This window comes from Rhodoplanes sp. SY1, from assembly GCF_046000175.1.
In the GTDB taxonomy this organism is placed as follows: Bacteria; Pseudomonadota; Alphaproteobacteria; order Rhizobiales; family Xanthobacteraceae; genus Rhodoplanes.
In genome coordinates, this window is sequence record NZ_JBEOMB010000071.1 from 16020 (window position 1) to 37534 (window position 21515).

Genomic DNA, 21515 nt, shown 5'->3' on the forward strand with positions numbered 1-21515 from the left:
GGCGGTCTTGGTGGCGATCTCTGAGGCGGTCTCGGATGTCGATTTGGCCGCGATCTCGGGCGCCGCGCCGGCGGCCGTCTTGATCGCGCCCTGGTAGTCCTGCACGAGCGCCTGGATCGAGGCCGCCGACATGTCGATCACCGGCTTCGGGTAGACGCCGAACCAGATGGTCAGGACGACGAGCGGCGCGAAGATCGCGATCTCGCGCGGCTCGACGTCGCGGATGTGGGCGAGCGACGGCTTCTCCAGCGCCCCGAACACCACCTTGCGGTAGAGCCACAGCGCATAGCAGGCCGACAGGATGATGCCGAAGCTGGCGAAGAACGCCACCCAGGTATTGACCTTGAAGGCGCCCATCAGCGTGAGGAACTCGCCGATGAAGCCCGACGTGCCCGGCAGGCCCACGTTCGCGAGCGTGAAGATCATGAAGATCGTCGCGTAGACGGGCATGCGGTTGACGAGGCCGCCATAGGCGGCGATCTCGCGGGTGTGCATGCGGTCGTAGATGACGCCGACGCAGAGGAACAGCGCACCCGACACGATCCCGTGCGAGATCATCTGGAAGACGCTGCCGGCGATGCCCTGCTGGTTGCCGGCGAAGATGCCCATCGTGACGAAGCCCATATGGGCGACCGACGAGTAGGCGATCAGCTTCTTGACGTCCTCCTGCATGAGCGCGACCAGCGACGTGTAGACGATCGCCACCACCGAGAGGACGAACACCATCGGTGCGAAGAACTCCGACGCCTCCGGGAACATCGGCAGCGAGAAGCGCAGGAACCCGTAGCCGCCCATCTTCAGGAGCACGGCGGCGAGCACCACGGAGCCGGCCGTCGGCGCTTCCACATGGGCGTCCGGAAGCCAGGTGTGCACCGGCCACATCGGCATCTTCACCGCGAAGGAGGCGAAGAAGGCGAGCCAGGCCCAGGTCTGCAGGTTGGCCGGGAAGTCGTGCGCCAGCAGCGTCGGGATGTCGGTGGTGCCGGCGTTGCCGTACATCGCCATGATGGCGAGCAGCATCAGCACCGAGCCGAGCAGCGTGTAGAGGAAGAACTTGAAGCTCGCATAGACGCGGCGCGGACCGCCCCACACCCCGATGATCAGGAACATCGGGATCAGGCCACCCTCGAAGAACAGGTAGAAGACGACGACGTCGAGGGCCGCGAAGGTGCCGGTCATCATGGTCTCGAGCACCAGGAACGCGACCATGTACTCCTTCACGCGCTTCTGGATCGGCTTCCAGCTGGCGACGATGCACAAGGGCATCAGCGCCGTGGTGAGGATCACGAAGGGCAGCGAGATGCCGTCGACGCCGACGTGGTAGCTGATCGTGCCGGCGAGCCAGGGCGCCTTCTCGACGAACTGGAACTCGGACGATCCGGCATCGAAGCGCCAGACCATGACGAGCGACACCGCGAAGGTGATCACCGTGGTCCACAGCGCGATCCAGCGCGCGTTGGTCTTCACCGAGTCGTCCTCGGCGCGCAGCATCATGATCAGCAGCGCGCCGAGCAGCGGCAGGAAGATGGTGACGGAAAGGACGGGCCAGCTGGCCATCACCGGGCTCCCCAGATCATGAACCACGTCACGAAGGCCGACACGCCGATCAGCATCGCGAAGGCGTAGTGGTAGAGATAGCCGGTCTGCAGCCGGATCACGTTGCGGGTGACGTCGATCACCCGGGCCGAGACGCCGTCCGGCCCCAGCCCGTCGATGACGGCCCCGTCACCCTGCTTCCACAGGGTGCGGCCGAGCCACATCGCCGGCCGCACGAAGATCAGGTCGTAGAGCTCGTCGAAGTACCACTTGTTCAGGAGGAACAGGTAGATCGGCTTGAGGCCCTTGGCGAGCGCGCGCGGAATCGACGGCGCCTTGATGTAGAACAGCCAGGCGACCGCGAAGCCGGCGACCATCATCACGGTCGGCAGGTACACGACCCAGGCCGGGACGTGGTGCATCTCGCCGAGGATGTCGCCGACGACGATCGAGTTGCGGAAGAACTCCTTCACGCCGTCGCCCGCGAAGGCCTCCTTGAACGGCACGCCGGCGAGGATCGAGCCGGCGGCGAGCACCCCGAGCGGGATCAGCATCGGCAGCGGACTCTCGTGCGCCTTGTCGTAGTGGTGCTGGTCGTGCGGTGTGCCGTGGAAGGTCTTGAAGACGAGGCGCCAGGAGTAGAACGAGGTGAGCGCCGCCGCCGCGACGGTGCAGACGAAGGCGTACAGCGCCATCGGGTTGTGATGGCCGTGCTCGCTGGCGAAGGCCGCCTCGATGATCGCGTCCTTGGAGAAGTAGCCGGCGGTGAGCGGAAAGCCGGTGAGCGCCAGCGTGCCGACCAGCATCATGCAGTAGGTGAACGGGATCTTCAGGCGCAGCCCGCCCATCCGGCGGATGTCCTGCTCGTGATGCATCGCGACGATCACGGATCCCGAGCCGAGGAACAGAAGCGCCTTGAAGAAGGCGTGCGTGAACAGGTGGTACATGCCGACCGAGTAGGCGCCGACGCCCATGGCGACGAACATGTAGCCGAGCTGCGAGCAGGTCGAGTAGGCGACGATGCGCTTGATGTCGTTCTGCACGAGGCCGATCGTCGCCGCGAACAGCGCCGTGGTGGCGCCGATGAAGGTGACGACGGCGAGCGCGGTCGGCGCGAGCTCGAACAGCGGCGACAGACGCGCCACCATGAACACGCCGGCCGTGACCATGGTGGCGGCGTGGATCAGGGCCGAGACCGGGGTCGGGCCCTCCATGGCGTCGGGCAGCCAGGTGTGCAGCAGGAACTGCGCCGACTTGCCCATCGCGCCCATGAACAAGAGGAGGCAGATCACGGTCAGCGCGTCGAGATCCCAGCTCAGGAAGTGGATGGTCTTGCCGACCAGCGACGGCGCCTGGGCGAAGACGGTGTCGAAGTCGACCGCCGCCGTCATCACGAACACGGCGAAGATGCCGAGCATGAAGCCGAAGTCGCCGACGCGGTTGACCACGAAGGCCTTGATGGCGGCCGCGTTGGCCGACGGCTTCTTGTACCAGAAGCCGATCAGCAGATAGCTCGCGAGGCCGACGCCCTCCCAGCCGAAGAACAGCTGCACCAGGTTGTCGGCCGTCACCAGCATCAGCATCGCGAAGGTGAACAGCGACAGGTAGCCGAAGAAGCGCGGTCGGTCCGGATCGTCGGCCATGTAGCCGATCGAGTAGAGATGGACGAGCGCCGATACGGTGGTGACGACCACCAGCATCACGGCGGTCAGGCTGTCGACGCGCAGCGCCCACTCGACCTTGAGGTCGCCGGTGAGGATCCACGGCGCGATCGCCTCGCGCACCTCGGCGCCGCCGAAGCCGACGCGGGCGAAGGCGATCCACGACAACGCCATGGAGACGAACAGCAGGACGGTCGTCACCACCTCGGCGGCGCGCGAGCCCGGTGCCGCGGGCTCGGCGTGGTGATGATCATCGTGGCCACCATGCGCCGCCCCGTGCGCGCCGTCCGCGGCACCGTGCGCGCCGTGCGAATGCTCGTCGTGCGACACGGCGACGGCGGCGTGGCTGCCGTGCGGATCGGGCGCGCCGGAGCCGTGCGGCACGGCGTGCGCGTGCCCCTCGTCGGGCGACGGGTAGCCGCCCGGATGAAGCGTGCGGGCGCCGACGACGGCGATCGCGGCGGCGATCAGGAAGCCCAGCAGGGGCAGGAAGACGATGGCCTGGTACATCGCGCCGCTCAGCCCTTCATGAGGTTGATGTCCTCGACCGCGATCGAGCCCCGATTGCGGAAGAAGACGACCAGGATCGCGAGCCCGATGGCCGCCTCGGCGGCCGCCACGGTGAGGATGATCAGGGCGAACACCTGCCCGACCAGGTCACCCATGTGGGTCGAAAAGGCCACCATGTTGATGTTGACGGCGAGCAGGATCAGCTCGACCGACATCAGGATGATGATGACGTTCCGCCGGTTGAGGAAGATGCCGAAGATCCCGATCGTGAACAGGATCGCGGCGACCGCGAGATAGTGGCCGAGGCCGATGGTCATCCTTGCGTCCCCCTCACAGCCCCTGCCCCGGCCGGACGTCCCGGAGCTCGATGATCGCCTCTTTTCGGCGCATCAGCTGGTCCGGGATCGACTGCCGCTTGACGCCGGGCTTGTGGCGCAGCGTCAAGACGATCGCCCCGATCATCGCGACCAGCAGCACGAGGCCCGCCGCCTGGAAGAAATAGACGTAGCGCGTGTAGAGCACGAGACCGAGCGCCTCGACGTTGCTCACGCCGGTCGGGATCGGCAGCGCGACGGTCTTCGGCACGCCGGGCCCGATCGCCCAGGCGCCGGCGATCAGCAGGAGCTCGACCAGGAGCACGATGCCGATCAGCGCGCCGATCGGCAGGTAGTTGTCGAAGCCGCGCCTGAGCTCGGCGAAGTCGACGTCGAGCATCATCACGACGAACAGGAACAGCACCGCGACGGCACCGACATAGACGACGATCAGGATCAGGGCCAGGAACTCGGCGCCCATCATGACGAACAGGCCGGCCGCGTTGACGAAGGCCAGGATCAGGAACATCACCGAGTGGACCGGGTTGCGCGAGGCCACCACCATCACGGCGGAGGCGACGCAGACGCCGGCGAACAGATAGAAGAACAGCGCGGGGATCATGACTTCGTCCTCGGCGGGGCGAACGGAACGAGGCGCGGCGCCAGCTTTCCTTCTCCCCGCCCGCGGGGAGAAGGTGTCTCGCCGCGGCGCGGCGAGACGGATGAGGGGGCGTCTCCGCAGAGCAGAGACCACGAGAGTCGCAAAGACGAGATTCGCGGAGACGCCCCCTCACCCGGATGTCGCGCCGATCGCGCGACATCCGACCTCTCCCCGCACGCGGGGAGAGGTGACCGGGGCGCGCCGACCGCAATGAAGGAGGAGGCGATCATCCGGCTCACCGGTACGGCGCGTCGAGCGCGATGTTCTGGGCGATCTCGCGTTCCCAGCGGTCGCCGTTCGAGAGCAGGCGCGCCTTGTCGTAGTAGAGCTCCTCGCGCGTCTCGGTGGCGAACTCGAAGTTCGGCCCTTCGACGATCGCGTCCACCGGGCACGCCTCCTGGCAGTAGCCGCAGTAGATGCACTTCACCATGTCGATGTCGTAGCGCGTGGTGCGCCGCGTGCCGTCGTTGCGGCGCGGCCCCGCCTCGATGGTGATGGCCTGGGCCGGGCAGATCGCCTCGCACAGCTTGCAGGCGATGCAGCGCTCCTCGCCGTTCGGATAGCGACGCAGCGCGTGCTCGCCGCGGAAGCGCGGCGACAGCGGGTTCTTCTCGAACGGATAGTTGATGGTGGGCTTCGGCTTGAAGAAGTAGCGCATCGACAGGCCGATGGCCTGCACGAACTCCCACAGGAAGAGCTGCTTGGCGGCGAGGTCGAGTCTCATCGGGGGTCCCTCACTTCGGCGCGAGCCCGGTGTACTGCAGCACCCCGGCGACGACGACGACCATCACCAGCGAGATGGGCAGGAACACCTTCCAGCCGAGCCGCATGAGCTGATCGTAGCGGTAGCGCGGCACGAACGCCTTCACCAGGGCGAACATGAAGAAGACGAACAGCACCTTGAGCGTGAACCAGATCACCCCGGGCACCCAGGTGAACGGCGCGGACGGGATCGGCGACAGCCAGCCGCCCATGAACAGGATGACGCACATGGCGCACATGGTGGTGATCGCCACGTACTCGCCCAGCATGAACAGCACGTAGGGGGTCGAGCCGTATTCCACCATGAAGCCGGCGACGAGCTCGGACTCGGCCTCGACCAGATCGAAGGGCGGCCGGTTCGTCTCGGCCAGCGCCGAGACGAAGAAGATGATGAACATCGGGAACAGCGGCAGCCAGTACCAGCCGAGCAGCCCGTACTGCGTGTCCTGCGCCTTGACGATGGCGCCGAGGTTCAGTGAGCCGACGCACAGCAGCACCGTGATGATCACGAAGCCGATCGAGACCTCGTAGGACACCATCTGGGCGGCGGAGCGCAGCGAGGACAGGAAAGCGTATTTGGAGTTCGAGGCCCAGCCGGCCATGATGATGCCGTACACGCCGAGCGACGACACCGCGAAGATGTAGAGGATGCCGACATTGATGTCGGCGACGGCCCAGCCGTCGGCGACCGGAATCACGGCCCAGGCGGACAGCGCCAGCACGCAGGTGACGATCGGCGCCAGCAGGAACAGGCCCTTGTTGGCGCCGTCGGGGATGATCGGCTCCTTGATGGCGAACTTCAGCATGTCGGCGAAGGACTGCAGCAGTCCCCACGGGCCGACCACGTTGGGGCCGCGCCGGATCTGCACGGCCGCCCAGATCTTGCGGTCGGCGTAGAGGATGTAGGCGATCGCCGTCATCAGGATCAGCAGCACGGCGACGCTGTGGATCACGATGAGCAGGAGCGGCCAGATGTAGTTGGTCCAAAGCTCGGCCATCGGGGGCTACTCCGCGGCGCGCAGCGCGGCGCCGCCTTGCGCGAGTGCGGAACACTCGGCCATCACGGCGGACGCGCGGGCGATCGGGTTGGTCAGGTAGAAATCCGTGATCGTCTCGACGAAGGGCGCCGGATCGATCTCGCCCGCCGTGCCGGCCCGCGAGGCGAGCCGTTGCACGTCGTCGCCGCTCGCCGGCGTGATGCGATCGATCCGCTGCAGATGCGGATGCGCCTTGAACAGCGCGGCGCGGAGCTGAGCGAGCGAGTCCCACGGCAGCTTGCGGCCCAGCACCTCGGACAATGCGCGAAGAATCGCCCAGTCCTCGCGGGCGTCGCCCGGCGGGAAGGCGGCGCGCAGGCCCAACTGCGGGCGCCCCTCGGTGTTCACCCAGAGGCCGGACTTCTCGGTGTAGGCGGCGCCCGGCAGGATCACGTCGGCGCGGTGCGCGCCGCGATCGCCGTGGGTTCCGATGTAGACGACGAAGGTCTCGGGCGCGATGTCGATCTCGTCGGCGCCGAGCAGGAACAAGACGTCGAGCGTGCCGAAGGCGGCCATCTTGGTCGCGTCGAGGCCGCCCTGCCCCGGCACGAAGCCGATGTCGAGGCCGCCGACCCGCGACGCCGCCGTGTGCAGCACGCCGAAGCCGTTCCACGTGTCGGTCACGGCCCCGGCCGCCACGGCCGCCTTGGCGGCGAGCGCCGCGATCGCGGCGCCGTCGGGCCGCGCCGTCGCGCCCGCCCCGAGCAGCAGCAGCGGCCGTTCGGCGGCCGAGAGGATCGGGGCGAAGTCGCCCTTGCCGGCGGCGAGATGTCGGCGGGGGTGAGGATCGCCGCCTCGAGACGCGGATCGGCGCCGACGATCACCAGCGCGTCGGCCTGCTCGATGCCGGCGATGGTCGGGTTGAACAGATAGGTGCCGCGGCCGAGCGCCGGATCGAGCGCCGCGCCGTCCTGCCGGCAGTCGATGCTCTGCGAGCCCAGCCCGGAGAGCAGCTCCTTCAGCGCGAACATCTCCTCGACGCTCGCGAGATCACCCGCGATGGCGCCGATGCGGCCCGGCCCGGTGGTGTCGATCTTGGCGGCGATCGCCTTGAAGGCCTCGCCCCAGGAGGCCGGCCGCAGCTTGCCGTTCTCGCGCACATAGGGACGGTCGAGGCGCTGCACCCGGAGGCCGTCGACGACGTGGCGGGTCTTGTCGGAGATCCACTCCTCGTTCACGTCCTCGTTGAGACGCGGCAGGATGCGCAGCACCTCGCGGCCGCGCGAGTCGACCCGGATCGCCGAGCCGACCGCGTCCATCACGTCGACCGATTGGGTCTTGGTGAGTTCCCAGGGCCGCGCCGTGAAGGCGTAGGGCTTCGAGGTGAGCGCGCCGACCGGGCAGAGGTCGACGACGTTGCCCTGCAGCTCGGAGGTCAGCGCGTGCTCGAGATAGCTCGTGATCTCCATGTCCTCGCCGCGCCCGATGGCGCCGAGCTCCGGCACGCCGGCGACCTCGGTGACGAAGCGCACGCAGCGGGTGCACTGGATGCAGCGGTTCATCGAGGTCTTGACGAGGGCGCCGAGATACTTGTCCTCGACGGCGCGCTTGTTCTCCTGGAAGCGCGACGAGTCGACCCCGTAGGCCATCGCCTGGTCCTGCAGATCGCACTCGCCGCCCTGATCGCAGATCGGGCAATCGAGCGGATGGTTGATCAGCAGGAACTCCATCACGCCTTCGCGCGCCTTCTTCACCATCGGCGACTTGGTGAGCATCACGGGCGGCTCGCCGTTCGGGCCGGGGCGCAGGTCGCGCACGTTCATGGCGCAGGAGGCGACCGGCTTGGGCGGGCCACCCTTCACCTCGACCAGGCACATGCGGCAATTGCCGGCGATCGACAGGCGCTCGTGGAAGCAGAAGCGCGGAATCTCGGCGCCCGCCGCCTCACACGCCTGCAGGAGCGTGTACTCGGCCGGGACGTCTACCTCGGTGCCGTCGACGACGATCTTGGTCATCTCGCGTTCCTGCTCGACCGCTGCCCCTGCTTCGTCATCGCCGGGCCCGACCGGCGATCCATCGTCTTCGTCCGATGGATGCCCGGCTCAAGGCCGGGCATGACGCAGAAGCCCTCGGCTGCGCCTCGTTCTCAGTTCACTCCGCCGCCTCGGCAACCGTGTCGGGATCGCGCACGCCTTCGTCGTCGGGGCGGCCCGCATAGTCGTCGATGCGCTTCTCGATCTCGTGGCGGAAATGCGTGATCAGGCCCTGGATCGGCCACGCCGCGGCGTCGCCGAGCGCGCAGATGGTGTGGCCCTCGACCTGCTTCGACACCTCGAGCAGCATGTCGATCTCGCGCTTCTGCGCCCGGCCCTCGGCCATGCGCGACACCACCCGCCACATCCAGCCGGTGCCCTCGCGGCACGGCGTGCACTGGCCGCAGCTCTCGTGGCGATAGAAGTAGGAGATGCGCGCGATCGCCCGGACGATGTCGGTCGACTTGTCCATCACGATCACGGCCGCGGTGCCGAGACCCGACTTCAGCTTCATCAGCGAGTCGAAGTCCATCGGCAGGTCGTCGCAGAGATTCGCCGGCAGGCAGCGCACCGACGAGCCGCCCGGGATGACGGCGAGCAGATTGTCCCAGCCGCCGCGCACGCCGCCAGCATGCCGCTCGATCAGCTCGCGCAGCGGGATGCCCATCTCCTCCTCGACATTGCACGGCTTCTCGACGTGCCCGGAGATGCAGAACAGCTTTGTTCCCGTGTTGTTGGGGCGGCCGATGGACGAGAACCACGATGCGCCGCGACGAAGAATCGTCGGGCCGACCGCGATGCTCTCGACATTGTTGACCGTGGTCGGACAGCCGTAGAGGCCGACATTGGCCGGGAACGGCGGCTTCAGCCGCGGCATTCCCTTCTTGCCCTCGAGGCTCTCCAGCAGCGCCGTCTCCTCGCCGCAGATATAGGCGCCGGCGCCGTGATGGACGTAGAGGTCGAAGTCGAAGCCGTGGATGTTGTTCTTGCCGATCAGCCTGGCCTCGTAGGCCTGGTCGATCGCCGCCTGCAGGCGCTCGCGCTCCCGGACGAACTCGCCGCGCACATAGATCCAGCCGACCGAGGCGCCCATCGCGAAACCGGCGACCAGGCAGCCCTCGATCAGCAGATGCGGATCGTGGCGCAGGATCTCGCGGTCTTTGCAGGTGCCGGGCTCCGACTCGTCGGCGTTGACGACCAGATAGCTCGGGCGTCCGTCCGCCGAGGTCTTCGGCATGAACGACCATTTGAGCCCGGTCGGGAAGCCGGCGCCGCCGCGCCCGCGCAGGCCCGAGGCCTTGATCTCGGCGATGATGCCGTCGCGGCCTTTCTCCAGCAGCGCCTTGGTGCCGTCCCAGGCGCCACGTTTGCGCGCGCCTGCGAGGCCCCAGTCGTGGAGGCCGTACAGATTGGTGAAGATGCGATCGCGATCGTGCAGCATCATTCGCGCCTGGTGCTTCTGCCGCCGCGGGGACCGACCCCGACCGGCGGCTTGGGAACGGCTTCGTCACGCACGTTGGCGGCCTCGCCGGGCCGCTTGGCGTCGCTGTCGGCGAGCGCCGGCTCCTTCTCGGTCGCCGGCGCACCCGTCCCGGCGTCCCCGGTCAGCGTGGTCGGCCCGCCGACCGGCGCCGAGAACTGCCGATCGATCTGCGGCCCGGTCTTCACCTCGCGGCCCGCCGCGAGATCGTCGAGCAGCTTGGCGAAGTTCTCGGGCGTCAGATCCTCGTAGTAGTCGTAGTTGATCTGGGCCATCGGGGCGTTGACGCAGGCCCCCAGGCACTCGACCTCGACCCAGGAGAAGGTGCCGTCGGCCGTGACGTGGTGCTCGTGGCCGATCTTCTCCTTGCAGACCTTCTTGAGCGCCTCGGCGCCGCGCAGCACGCAGGGCGTCGTGCCGCAGAGCTGGACGTGATGCTTTCCGACCGGCTCGAGGTTGAACATCGTGTAGAAGGTCGCGACCTCGAGCACCCGGATCACCGGCATGCCGAGCAGCGCGGCGACGTGCTCGATCGCCTTCTGCGGCACCCAGCCGCCGGCCTGCTCCTGTGCCCGCCACAGAAGCGGGATCACGGCCGAGGCTTGGCGTCCCTCCGGATACTTGGCGATCTGGCCCTTGGCCCATTCGAGATTCTCGGCCGTGAAGGCGAACGCCTCCGGCTGCTTCTCGGCGGGAGCGAGACGACGGACGGCCATTAGCGGTCAACCTCCCCGAACACCAGGTCGAGCGAGCCGATGATGGCGGTCATGTCGGCCAGCATGTGCCCCTTGCTGATGTGATCGATCGAGCTCAGATGCGCGAAGCCGGTCGCCCGGATCTTGCACTTGTAGGGCTTGTTGGTGCCGTCGGCGACCAGATAGACGCCGAGCTCCCCCTTGGGGGTCTCGGCCGCCGCGTAGACCTCGCCGGCCGGCACGTGGAAACCCTCGGTGTAGAGCTTGAAGTGATGGATGAGCGACTCCATCGAGCGCTTCATCTCGCCCCGGCGCGGCGGCGTCACCTTGTTGTCGGTGGCGAGCACCGGCCCCTGCCCGTCCGGCTGCTTCAGCTTGGCGAGGCACTGCCTCATGATGCGGATCGACTGCCGCATCTCCTCCATGCGCACCAAATAGCGGTCGTAGCAGTCGCCGTGCTTGCCGACCGGGATGTCGAACTCCATCTCGTCGTAGCACTCGTAGGGCTGGGCGCGGCGCAGGTCCCAGGCGCCGCCGGCGGCGCGCACGAGCGGGCCCGAATAGCCCCAGCCCCAGCACTCGTCGAGCGTCATGATCCCGATGTCGACCATGCGCTGCTTGAAGATGCGGTTCTCGGTGAGCAGCGCGTCGAGATCCGCGATCATCTCGAGGCATGGGTCGCAGAACGCCTCGATGTCGTCGAGCAGCGCCTGCGGCACGTCCTGGTGCACGCCGCCCGGACGGAAGTAGTTGGCGTGCATGCGGGCTCCCGAGGCGCGCTCGTAGAAGCCCATGATCTGCTCGCGGAACTCGAAGCCCCACAGCGGCGGCGTCAGCGCGCCGATGTCGAGCGCGCCGGTCGTGATGTTGAGAATGTGGTTCTTGATGCGGGTCAGCTCGAGGAACAGCACACGCAGGAGCTGGCCGCGACGCGGCACCTCGAGCCCGAGCAGCCTTTCGATCGCCAAGCAGAAGACGTGCTCCTGCGACATCGGCGAGGAGTAGTCGAGGCGATCGAAATACGGGATCGCCTGCATGTAGGTCTTGTACTCGATCAGCTTCTCGGTGCCGCGATGGAGGAGCCCGACATGCGGGTCGGCCCGCTCCACCACCTCGCCGTCGAGGTCGAGCAGCAACCGCAGCACGCCGTGCGCCGACGGATGTTGCGGCCCGAAGTTGATCGTGAAGCTGCGGACGGACGTTTCGGCCATGCTCAGGTCGCCTGTGAGACGCGAGTAGCGGGTAGCGAGTAGCGAATAGCGAGTAGCGAGTAGCGAGTAGCGTAGCGAGTAGCGAGTAGCGTAAGGTCCGTAGCGATCGGCGCCATCGCGCCATCGCGCCGTCATCCGGCCTTGTTCTGCAGCGACCGGATGAGCGAGCGCAGCATCTTTCCCACCGTTTCGCAGTCCGCCATGATCGAGGCGATGGCCGCGCTCTCCACCACTCCGACCCTGACCGCCAGGAGAAGATGGGTCTCCAGCTCCTTCAGCGATCCTTGAGCGATCCTCAGATGCTGAACGAAGCTTCCCCGATGCTCCCGTCCGTGGCCTTCCGCGATGTTGGCCGGCACCGAAGCCGCCGCACGCCTGATCTGCGCCGACAGTCCGAACAGCTCTTCCCTCGGGAACACCTTGGTGAGCCGATAGCAGAATTCGGCGAGCGCCATCGCGTCCTGCCAGACGCGCAGGTCCCGATAGGAGCTGATCTCTCGACCGCTCACGATTCGCCCCTGTCTGCCGCATCCTGACCACGCCGGATCGCTTCCTCTATTCGCTATTCGCTACTCGCCATTCGCCCGCGAAGCGGTCTCAGCCCGTCTTCGCCTTCTCGTCGCCCGGCAGCACGTAGTCGGTCCCCTCCCAGGGCGAGAGGAAGTCGAAGTTGCGGAACTCCTGGCCGAGCTGCACCTTCTCGTAGACGACCCGCTTCTGCTCGTCGTCCCAGCGCACCTCCAGGAACCCGGTGAGCGGGAAGTCCTTGCGCAGCGGGTGCCCCTCGAAGCCGTAGTCGGTGAGGATGCGGCGCAGGTCCGGATGCCCGTCGAACACCACGCCGTAGAGATCGTAGACCTCGCGCTCGAACCAGTCGGCGCCCGGATAGACCGAGATGATCGACGGCACCGGCGTCGTCTCGTCGGTCTGCGTCTTGATCCGGATGCGCCAGTTCTTGGTCGGCGACAGCAGGTGGTAGACCACGTCGAAGCGCTTCGGCCGCTGCGGCCAGTCGACCGCCGTCACGTCGACGAAGCCGACGAAGGCGAACTCCGGATCGTCGCGCAGCCGCTTTGTGACCGCGACGATCTCCGCGGCCACGGCCGTGATCGTCAGCTCGCCGACGGCCACGCTGTACCCCGTCACGGCGCCCGGCAACGCGCGCAGGACGGCCTGTCCGAGCTCGTCGAGCCTGTCCACGACGACCTTGTCGTCCATGCGATCCTCGCGCCTATCGTTCGATGGTGCCGGTCCGGCGGATCTTCTTCTGGAGCAGCAGAACGCCGTAGAGCAGCGCCTCCGCGCTCGGCGGGCAGCCCGGGACGTAGACGTCGACCGGGACGATGCGGTCGCAACCGCGCACCACCGAGTAGGAGTAATAGTAGTATCCGCCGCCGTTGGCGCACGAGCCCATGGAGATGACGTAGCGCGGCTCCGGCATCTGGTCGTAGACCTTGCGCATCGCCGGCGCCATCTTGTTGGTCAGCGTGCCGGCGACGATCATCACGTCGGACTGGCGCGGCGAGGCGCGAGGCGCGAAGCCGAAGCGCTCGAGGTCGTAGCGCGGCATCGCCGCGTGGATCATCTCGATGGCGCAGCAGGCCAGCCCGAACTGCATCCACATCAGCGAGCCGGTGCGCGCCCAGTTGATGATCTCGTCGGTCGCCGTGACGATGAAGCCCTTGTCGGCGAGCTCGTCGTTCAGGCCGACGAAGAAGGGGTCGTCGGCCCCGACCGGCTTCCCGGTGCGCGGATCGAGGACGCCGGTCGCGGCCGGGGCCACCAGGGTCCGGTCGGATTGGGTCCGGTCGGTCAATCCCATTCGAGGGCTCCCTTCTTCCATTCGTAGACGAAGCCGATGGTCAGGACGCCGAGGAAGACCATCATCGACCAGAAACCGAACAAGCCGATCTCGCCGAACGCCGCCGCCCAGGGAAACAGGAACGCGACCTCGAGGTCGAAAATGATGAACAGGATGGAGATCAAATAGAATCGAACGTCGAATTTCATGCGGGCGTCGTCGAATGCGTTGAACCCGCATTCATAGGCCGAGAGCTTTTCCGCGTCGGGATTCTTGTAGGCGATGAGGAACGGCGCGACCATCAGGCCGAGCACGATCACGAGGGCGATGGCGACGAACACCACGATCGGCAGATAGTCGAGCAGCAAGGCGTTCATTCGAGACCCCTGATCGCGATCGACATTCCGACGGGAGGGAGGCCCCTGCCGGCGGTCGTTTTCGTGCTTCTCGGTCCCGGACGGTTCCGGTCCAGGCAACCCCGCTGTGCCCGCGTCGCGGCGTCCCTGGACAATCGATTGGAGCGGTTCCAGGGCGGCGACGCGAGACGCTTACCGCAGTGCCCCACAGGCCGCAAGCGGCCCGGGTGCCGGAAGAAGGGGCAGCGGCTCTGCATCGCCAGGGCATCCGGACGCCGCGACCGAGGTGGCCGGGGCGGCGTGGTGCAGGTTCCCTAAATAGGCATACTCCAAGGCATTTCCACCCGAGCACGACACCTCCGCCGGCAGTTCTCGAAGCGCCGGCGACGCGCCGCGTCGGTGCCGTCCGCGGTATCATGAGAAGGATGACTCGGTGCCGCAAGGCAAGATGTAGCGAATCAACATTCCGCCCCCTGTCCGGCCGGCGCCTGCGCGCCGGCCGGAGCCACCCGGGCCGGCCGTGCGCGCGAGCTCGTGCGCGGGAGCCCCCGTGAGGACGAGCCCGCGCGGGCGAGACAGCCCCTCGGCGAGCTTGCCCGCCTCACTCCGCCGCGCTCGCGACCGGCCCCTCGGCGCTGAGGTCGAGGACCACCTTGCACAGGCCCGGATCCTCCGGGTCGTGCTCGATGCGGAAGCCGAGGTCGGTGCACATGCGCAGCATCGTGGTGTTGTCGCGCAGCACCTGGCCCTCGACCTCGGAGAGGCCCTCGGCCCGGGCGTAGTCGATCATCCGCTGCATCAGCACCCAGCCGAGCCCCCTGCCCTTGAGGTCGGAACGAACCAGCACGGCGTACTCGCCCTTCTCGTAGTTCGCGTCCGAGTGGATGCGCACGCCGCCCAGCATCTCGCCCGTGCGCTCCTCGATGGCGACGAAGGCCATGGCGCGGGCGTAATCGATCTGCGTCATGCGGGCGATGAAGGTGTGGCTGAACTCCTTCACGGGCGCGAAGAAGCGCAGCCGCAGGTCGTGCTCGCTGACGTGCTTGAAGAAGTCGAGATAGAGGTGCTCGTCCTCCGGGCGCACCGGCCGCAGCAGCACCGGGTGGTCGTCCCAGCCCGGCACGTGCATCTCCAGCTCCTTGGGATACGGCCGCACGGCGAAGCGGGTGCGGGCGCCGGCCGCCACGGCCGCGATGGTGATCCGACCGTCGACCGCGATCACGCCGCTCTCGTCGGCCAGGACGGGATTGAGGTCGATCTCGCGGATCTCCGGCATGTCGGCGAGGAGCTGCGAGATCTTCACCAGCACCAGCTCGATCGCCTGGCGGTCGGCCGGCGGCACGTTGCGGTAGGCGCCGAGCAGCGGGCCGGCGCCGGTGCGATCGACGAGATCGCGGGCGAGCTTCATGTCGAGCGGCGGCAGCGCCAGCGCCTTGTCGTTGAGCACCTCGACCGCCATGCCGCCGCGCCCGAACACCACCACGGGTCCGAAGATCGGATCCTCGGTGGCGCCGACGATCAATTCGCGCGCCTTCGGCTTGACCACCATGGGATGCACGGTCACGCCGATCAGGCGCGCCTTCGGCATCGCCACGCGGGCGCGGGCCAGAATGTCCTCGGTCTCGCGGCGGACCGCCTCCTCGCTCAGGATGTTGAGGCGGACGCCGTCGATCTCCGACTTGTGGACGATGTCGGGCGACAGGATCTTCAGGACCACGGCCTGGCCCTTGGCCAGATACGGCCGCGCCGCGCGTGCCGCCTCGAAGCCGTTGCGGGCGAGGTGGCTGGGCGCCACCGGGATGCCGTAGGCGCCGAGCAGCGTCTCGATCTCGATCGGGTCGAGCCAGGTCTTGCCGGCAGCGAGCGCCTTGGTGATCACACCGCGCGCCGTCTCGGTGTCGGAGACGAACTGGGTCGGCACGCTCGGCGGCGTCTCCATCAGCGAATCGTTGGCCTCGCGATAGCGGACCAGATGCATGAACCCGCGGATCGCCTCGGTCTCGCTGTCGTAATGCGGAATGCCGGCCTGGTCGAAGATGCGGGTCGCCTCGCCGCGATCGCCGACCCAGACGCACAGCACGGGCTTGCGCATCATGCTCCGCGCACGCTCGCGCTGGATCACCTCGACGACGGCGGCGGCCGACTCGGCCGGCGAGGCGAGCGCGGTCGGGCAATTCATCACCAGCACGGCGTCGTTGTCGCGGTCGGAGATGAGCTGCTCCAGCGCGGCGCGGTAGCGCTTGGCGTCGGCGTCGCCGATCAGGTCGACCGGGTTGGAGCGCGACCAGGACTTCGGCAGCACGGCGTCGAGCTCGGCGACGCGCTTCTCCGACAGGGTCGCCAGCGTGCCGCCGAAGTCGACCAGCCGGTCGACCGCCAGAACCCCGATGCCGCCGCCGTTGGTCATGATGGCGAGGCGCTTGCCCTCGAACGGGCTCAGATGGCCGAGCGTCTCGGCGGCGGCGAACAGCTCGTCGAGGTCGAGCACGCGCAGGAGGCCGGCGCGCCGGAACGCCGCGTCGTAGACGGCGTCGGCGCCGGCGAGCGCGCCCGTGTGGGTCGCGGCGGCGCGCGCCGCCTCGGTGTGGCGGCCGGACTTGACGACGATCACGGGCTTGACGCGGGCGGCGCCGCGGGCCGCCGACATGAACTTGCGCACGTCGGTGATCGACTCGACATACATCAGGATCGCGCGGGTCTTGCGATCGAGCGCGAAGTAGTCGAGCAGGTCACCGAAGTCGACGTCGACGGCATCGCCCATCGAGGCCACGGCCGAGAAGCCGATCGAGCGGCTCGCCGCCCACTCGACCAGGCTGGAGGCGATGGCGCCCGACTGCGAGATCAGCGCGAGGTCGCCGACCTTCGGCATGCGGGTGGCGAAGCTGGCATTGAGCGCGAGGCTCGGCACCAGGACGCCGAGGCAGTTCGGCCCGAGCACCCGCAGGCCATGCGGCCGCGCCGCCTGCGCCGTGGCTTCGGCGAGCGAGCCGGGGCCGTGGCCGAGCCCCGAGGTGATGATCACGGCGGCCGGGATGTTCAGCGCGCCGGCCTTCGCCACCAGCCCCGGCACCTCGGCCGGCGGCGCCGTGATGACGAGCATGTCCGGCGTCCCCTCGAGCTGGTCGAGGCTCGCCACCGCCGGCACGCCGTCGATCTCGGCGTGGCGCGGATTGACGAGCTGCAGCTTGCCCTTGAAGCCGGCGTCGCGAATGTTTCGAAGAACGATACGCCCGAGGGAGAGATCGCGCGGACTCGCTCCGGCGAGCGCCAGCGACTTCGGGGCGAAGAGCGACTGCAGTCGGTAGGTGCTCATGGATTCGCCTCGTCTGGCGCCGAGGACCTGCAGCGGACAGATCCCCGGCAGAATGGTCGGCTCGATGCGCGATTTTCGCGGCTTGCGAAAACGCGGCATTGCTGCAACGCAAAACTACGAAGGCGGCGTGCAAACGAAAAGACGACGAACGGCGCAGGCTGCGGATGGAAAAGGTCGGGCGGGAGACCGGGCGACTCCCGAACTAATACAAAAAGCGTCGAGAACGTCGGGAGATAGGGACCGGCCTCGGGGCTCTGTAGCCCGACTCGCGCGGCCCTTACATGCGCAGTTTACCGAAGGCGCGACCCAGCGACGCGGTGGGGGCTCCGTCATTCCGGGGCGGCCAGACGCCCCGCGAGGTCATTCCGGGGCGGCGCACAGCGCCGAACCCGGAATCCAGCCCAGAATGTCGAGTTCGCCGCTGGATTCCGGGTTCGCGCCTTCGGCGCGCCCCGGAATGACAGATGATGCAAAGCCCGCGCGAAAACACGGTCAGGGGCGTCGGAGCACTCGGCTCCTGGATGCCCGCTTTCGCGGGCAAGAGCGGAGGACGGAAGCCTCTCAGCCCCGCCTACCGCTTGATCGGCTCGAACGGCACCTTGAGGTCGCCCGACTTGTACTTGGCCGGGTGCAGGATCACCTGCTTGCCTTGCTTCTTGAACTGCTCGAGGTCGTTGCCCTCGATGCCGCGGTACTGGATCAGCAGGATGCGCGGCTCCGCCCATTCGCCCCGGTCGCCGAAGGCGATGTCGCCGACGATCGTCGTGAACTTCGTCTTGCGGATGTGATCAGCCAGCGCCTTGTCGTCGAGCGAGCCGACCGCCTGCACGGCGGCGCCGAGGATCTGCATCTCCGAATAGGCGAAGGGCGGGATGTAGAGGCCGAGCGGATCGACGCCGGCGGGCGCGGCGCGCTCGCGATACTTCACCAGGAACTGCTCGATGCCGGGGAAGTTCATGGTCGGCTCGGGGACGTAGAGATCGTAGGCGACGACGTTCTCCAGCATCGGCCCGAGCTGCTGCTTCAGCGCCGCGAACTGCAGCCCGATCATGCCGCCGCCGACCATCCGGGCGCCGAGCCCGACCTCGTGGACGGTACGGATCATGCCGGCCGAGTCGGGCGGATAGGACGCGATGAACAGGAGATCCGGATTGGCTGCCTTGATGGCCCGGACGATCGGCGTGAAGTCGACCGTGGAGGGCGGATAGGTGCGGTCGTAGACGATGCGGAAGCCGGCCTTCTTGGCGTTCTCGCGCGCACCTTCGAGCGCCAGGATCGAGAACTCGGCGTCGGCGCCGACCAGCGCGACGGTGCGGGGCTTCGGGTCGAGCTTGCCGGCCAGTTCGAAATAGCCCTTCGAGAACTCGAACTTCGCCTCCGGCCCGTTGGGCTGGATCTGGAAGTAGCGGTCGTAGCGGAACTGGTCGTTGGCGGCGAGGGCGAACAGCGACATGAACAGCTTGCCGCGCTGGATCACCACCGGCATGGCGGCGGCGGTCGGCACCGTCGCGTAGCCGGAGATCACCAGGTCGACCTTGTCGACGTCGAGGAGCTTCGTGTAGATGCCCGGCACCGTCGCCGGATTGGACTGGTCGTCGTAATAGACGAGCTCGACCTTGCGGCCGAGCAGGCCGCCCTTCTGGTTCACCTCCTCGGCCCAGATCTGATAGGCGAGCAGCGCCGCGCGACCGCCGCCGGCGAGCCCGCCGGTCAGCGCCATGCTGAACCCGATTTTTATGGGCGCACCCTGCCCGGCCGCCGTTCCCGGCACCGAGAAGGCAGCGAGCGTGCCGGCGAGCGCCGTGCCGCCGCGGACGAGCGTCTCGCGTCGCGTGAAGTCGGTCACTTGTTTCTCTCCCTTGGCCGCTCCCGTCCCGGCCCGTTCTGGTCCGCGAGACGAGGCTCGCGGATCGACGGTGCCGGCGGAGCGGTCCTGTTCGTTGGTCGCCTGTCGACGATAGGTCGCCGGGCGCGCCGGAGCAACGGCCGCGATGGGCCTCAGCGCGGCAGCGAGCGGCGGACGTAAGCGTCGAGCCGGTCCGGCCCGAGCATCGCAGTCGCCTGCAGGGTGAGCGCCCGCCCGGCAGTCAGCGCCGCGAGCGAAACCCCCTCCAGGGGATCGATGCCGTCCGGGCCGATCACCTGCGGCCCGTGCAGCAGCACCGCCGCATCGATCAGGTCGGCGCGCAGAAGCGCGGCCGCGACGGTCGGGCCGCCCTCGACCAGCAGCCGGGTGATGCCGAGGCCGCCGAGCGCCCGCAGCGCCGCGGCCGGGTCGACGCCTGGACCGGTGTCGGCCGGCGCGACATGGATCAGACGGGCGCCGGCGTCGCGCAGCCGCGCCGCCGCGTCGGCCGGCGCATCGGGCCGCGTGACGATCCACAGCGGCGTCTCGCGTGCCGTCGTCACCAGCCGCGATGCGAGCGGCAGCCTCAGCGTCGCGTCCATCACCACCCGCACCGGCGAGCGCGGAAAAAGGCCCGACAGCCGGCAGGTGAGCAGCGGGTCGTCGGCCAGCGCCGTGCCGATGCCGACCAGGATCGCGTCGTGCATGGCGCGCATCAGGTGGACGCGAGCGTTCGCCGCCGCGCCCGTGATGGCGACGGGTCGCCGGCCGGCGAGCGCCACCTTGCCGTCGGCCGAAAGCGCCATCTTGAGCGTGACGTGCGGCCGCCCCTCCAGCACGCGCCGGATGTGGCCGGCATGCGCCGCGAGCGCCTCCGCGGCACCGACCCCGATGTCGACCGCGATCCCGGCGTCGCGCAGGATGGCGTGGCCGCGCCCCGCCACGCGCGTGTCCGGATCCGCGATCGCCGAGACGACGCGGGCGATGCCGGCCGCCCGGATCGCGTCGACGCAGGGCGGCGTCCTGCCGTGATGCGAGCACGGCTCGAGCGTGACGTACAGGGTGGCGCCGCGGGAAAGGTCGCCGGCGCGCGTCAGCGCCTCGGTCTCGGCATGCGGGCGGCCGCCCGGCTGGGTCCAGCCGCGGCCGACGATGCGGGGCGCGCCGCGGTCGAACCGCACGACCACGGCACCGACTGCCGGGTTCGGCCAGGTGTTGCCGAGCCCGCGGCGGCCGAGCGCCAGCGCCAGCGCCATGAAGCGCGCGTCGAGGGCGGGATCGGCGGGAGTGCTTTTCGGCGCGGGCACGGCGGTTCTGCACGGTTCGGACGAAGGGCCGCGACCATGCCGGGCCGGCGGTCGCGTCGCAAGCGTGTCGCGCGAATTCCGCATTTCCGCTCCGAAGCCGGCGGCATGGACGCCCGCGCGGGCCGGGTATCTAATCCACCCGCCCCCGCCTCTCGGCCGCGCCTGTCCGTTCGCGCGCGGCGATCCGGAGACCATCGATGAAAACCTTCGTGCTGGTGCACGGGGCGTGGCACGGCGGCTGGTGCTGGCGCCGCGTCTCCGACCTGCTCGTCGAACAAGGACATCGCGTGTTCGCCCCGACCCTGACCGGGCTCGGCGAGCGCAGCCATCTGCTCGGCCCGACGGTCGGGCTCGACACCCACGTCGCCGACGTCGTCAACGTGATCAAATGGGAGCGGCTCGCGGACGTGATCCTGGTCGGCCACTCCTATGCGGGCTTCATCCTCTCGGGCGTCGCCGAGCAGGTCGCCGACAAGATCGGCGCCCTCGTCTTCCTCGACGCCTTCATGCCGGAGAACGGCTCGGCCATGATCGACGGCACGTCGCAGGGCGTCCGCGACGCCATCGCGGCCGCGCCGCAGACCGGCGAGATCGCGCTCAAGCCCTACCCCGCGTCGGCGCTCGGGGTCGCCGAGCCGGACCGACCGTGGGTCGACAGTCTCTGCACACCACACCCCATGAAGACCTACACGGACCGCATGGTGCTGACGGGTGCGCGCGAGAAGATCGCCAGGAAGGTGTTCATCCGCGCCAAGGGCTTCCCCAGCGCCGCCTTCGACGCCGTGACGGCGAAGCTCGCCGCCGACCCCTCGTGGAAGATGGAGGCGCTCGCCTGCGGCCATGACGCCATGGTGGCCGACCCGCAGGGCGTCGCCCGCATCCTGCTGGCGGTGTGAGTTCGTTCCCACCCATCGGCGCCGTCATTCCGGGCCGGCGCCATCGGGTCCGACCTTCGGCCGGCCCGACGACAGGCTCCGCGCCGGACCCGGAATCCAGCCAGAAACGCGCTCGTCGTCGCTGGATTCCGGGTTCTCGCGTTCCGCGCGCCCCGG

At 68.4% G+C, this 21515-nt stretch carries 16 protein-coding genes and 2 pseudogenes; 1 reads left to right on the plus strand and 17 read right to left on the minus strand.

Annotated features, from left to right (window positions below):
• Positions 1 to 60 precede the first annotated feature (60 nt).
• From ABTU92_RS18680 to ribD, 17 genes and pseudogenes are all read right to left on the minus strand, one after another.
• A pseudogene (locus ABTU92_RS18680) lies at positions 61 to 1557 on the minus strand (NADH-quinone oxidoreductase subunit M); the annotation flags it as partial.
• Positions 1557 to 3707, minus strand: a complete 2151-nt coding sequence (gene nuoL / locus ABTU92_RS18685; RefSeq protein ID WP_408093145.1) for an NADH-quinone oxidoreductase subunit L — start codon at positions 3705 to 3707, stop codon at positions 1557 to 1559. The pseudogene ABTU92_RS18680 and the gene nuoL, both read right to left, overlap by 1 nt.
• An 8-nt stretch (positions 3708 to 3715) precedes the next feature.
• On the minus strand, positions 3716 to 4024 hold the full coding sequence (gene nuoK / locus ABTU92_RS18690) for an NADH-quinone oxidoreductase subunit NuoK (RefSeq protein WP_111359287.1): 309 nt from the start codon (positions 4022 to 4024) through the stop codon (positions 3716 to 3718).
• 13 nt (positions 4025 to 4037) lie between these two features.
• Positions 4038 to 4643 carry an NADH-quinone oxidoreductase subunit J gene (locus ABTU92_RS18695; protein WP_408093146.1) on the minus strand — a complete coding sequence of 202 codons (606 nt, stop codon included), beginning with the start codon at positions 4641 to 4643 and terminating at the stop codon, positions 4038 to 4040.
• Positions 4644 to 4917: 274 nt separating this feature from the next.
• Positions 4918 to 5406, minus strand: a complete 489-nt coding sequence (nuoI, locus tag ABTU92_RS18700; protein WP_408093147.1) for an NADH-quinone oxidoreductase subunit NuoI — start codon at positions 5404 to 5406, stop codon at positions 4918 to 4920.
• A 10-nt stretch (positions 5407 to 5416) separates the two neighbouring features.
• Positions 5417 to 6442: an NADH-quinone oxidoreductase subunit NuoH gene (gene nuoH / locus ABTU92_RS18705; RefSeq protein WP_408093148.1), complete on the minus strand. Its 1026-nt coding sequence runs from the start codon at positions 6440 to 6442 to the stop codon at positions 5417 to 5419.
• 6 nt (positions 6443 to 6448) lie between these two features.
• Positions 6449 to 8436 (minus strand): annotated as a pseudogene (gene nuoG / locus ABTU92_RS18710) (NADH-quinone oxidoreductase subunit NuoG).
• A gap of 136 nt (positions 8437 to 8572) precedes the next feature.
• Entirely contained in the window at positions 8573 to 9895 is a 1323-nt protein-coding gene (nuoF, locus tag ABTU92_RS18715) for an NADH-quinone oxidoreductase subunit NuoF (RefSeq protein WP_408093172.1), read from the minus strand.
• A complete protein-coding gene (nuoE, locus tag ABTU92_RS18720) occupies positions 9895 to 10650 on the minus strand; it encodes an NADH-quinone oxidoreductase subunit NuoE (protein ID WP_408093149.1) in 756 nt (251 codons plus the stop codon). Before nuoE ends, nuoF begins: the two co-directional genes overlap by 1 nt.
• Positions 10650 to 11840 carry an NADH-quinone oxidoreductase subunit D gene (locus ABTU92_RS18725; RefSeq protein ID WP_408093150.1) on the minus strand — a complete coding sequence of 397 codons (1191 nt, stop codon included), beginning with the start codon at positions 11838 to 11840 and terminating at the stop codon, positions 10650 to 10652. The genes nuoE and ABTU92_RS18725 overlap by 1 nt, the downstream gene beginning before the upstream one ends.
• Positions 11841 to 11971: 131 nt before the next feature.
• The gene (locus ABTU92_RS18730; protein WP_408093151.1) at positions 11972 to 12349 is read right to left on the minus strand and encodes a four helix bundle protein; all 378 of its coding nucleotides are present in this window, start codon (positions 12347 to 12349) and stop codon (positions 11972 to 11974) included.
• Positions 12350 to 12437: 88 nt separating this feature from the next.
• Positions 12438 to 13058 (minus strand): NADH-quinone oxidoreductase subunit C, encoded by a 621-nt coding sequence (locus tag ABTU92_RS18735; protein WP_408093152.1) that lies wholly within the window; start codon positions 13056 to 13058, stop codon positions 12438 to 12440.
• A gap of 13 nt (positions 13059 to 13071) precedes the next feature.
• The gene (locus ABTU92_RS18740) at positions 13072 to 13683 is read right to left on the minus strand and encodes a NuoB/complex I 20 kDa subunit family protein (protein WP_408093153.1); all 612 of its coding nucleotides are present in this window, start codon (positions 13681 to 13683) and stop codon (positions 13072 to 13074) included.
• The gene (locus ABTU92_RS18745; protein ID WP_408093154.1) at positions 13653 to 14018 is read right to left on the minus strand and encodes an NADH-quinone oxidoreductase subunit A; all 366 of its coding nucleotides are present in this window, start codon (positions 14016 to 14018) and stop codon (positions 13653 to 13655) included. Before ABTU92_RS18745 ends, ABTU92_RS18740 begins: the two co-directional genes overlap by 31 nt.
• Before the next feature lie 580 nt (positions 14019 to 14598).
• Entirely contained in the window at positions 14599 to 17310 is a 2712-nt protein-coding gene (locus tag ABTU92_RS18750; protein ID WP_408093155.1) for a GNAT family N-acetyltransferase, read from the minus strand.
• A gap of 571 nt (positions 17311 to 17881) precedes the next feature.
• Positions 17882 to 19156, minus strand: a complete 1275-nt coding sequence (locus ABTU92_RS18755; RefSeq protein WP_408093156.1) for an amino acid ABC transporter substrate-binding protein — start codon at positions 19154 to 19156, stop codon at positions 17882 to 17884.
• A gap of 152 nt (positions 19157 to 19308) precedes the next feature.
• Positions 19309 to 20412 carry a bifunctional diaminohydroxyphosphoribosylaminopyrimidine deaminase/5-amino-6-(5-phosphoribosylamino)uracil reductase RibD gene (gene ribD, locus ABTU92_RS18760; RefSeq protein ID WP_408093173.1) on the minus strand — a complete coding sequence of 368 codons (1104 nt, stop codon included), beginning with the start codon at positions 20410 to 20412 and terminating at the stop codon, positions 19309 to 19311.
• Between the two features lie 248 nt (positions 20413 to 20660).
• Here ribD and ABTU92_RS18765 point away from each other — a divergent pair, with 248 nt between their 5' ends.
• Positions 20661 to 21359 (plus strand): alpha/beta fold hydrolase, encoded by a 699-nt coding sequence (locus ABTU92_RS18765; protein WP_408093157.1) that lies wholly within the window; start codon positions 20661 to 20663, stop codon positions 21357 to 21359.
• Positions 21360 to 21515 lie beyond the last annotated feature (156 nt).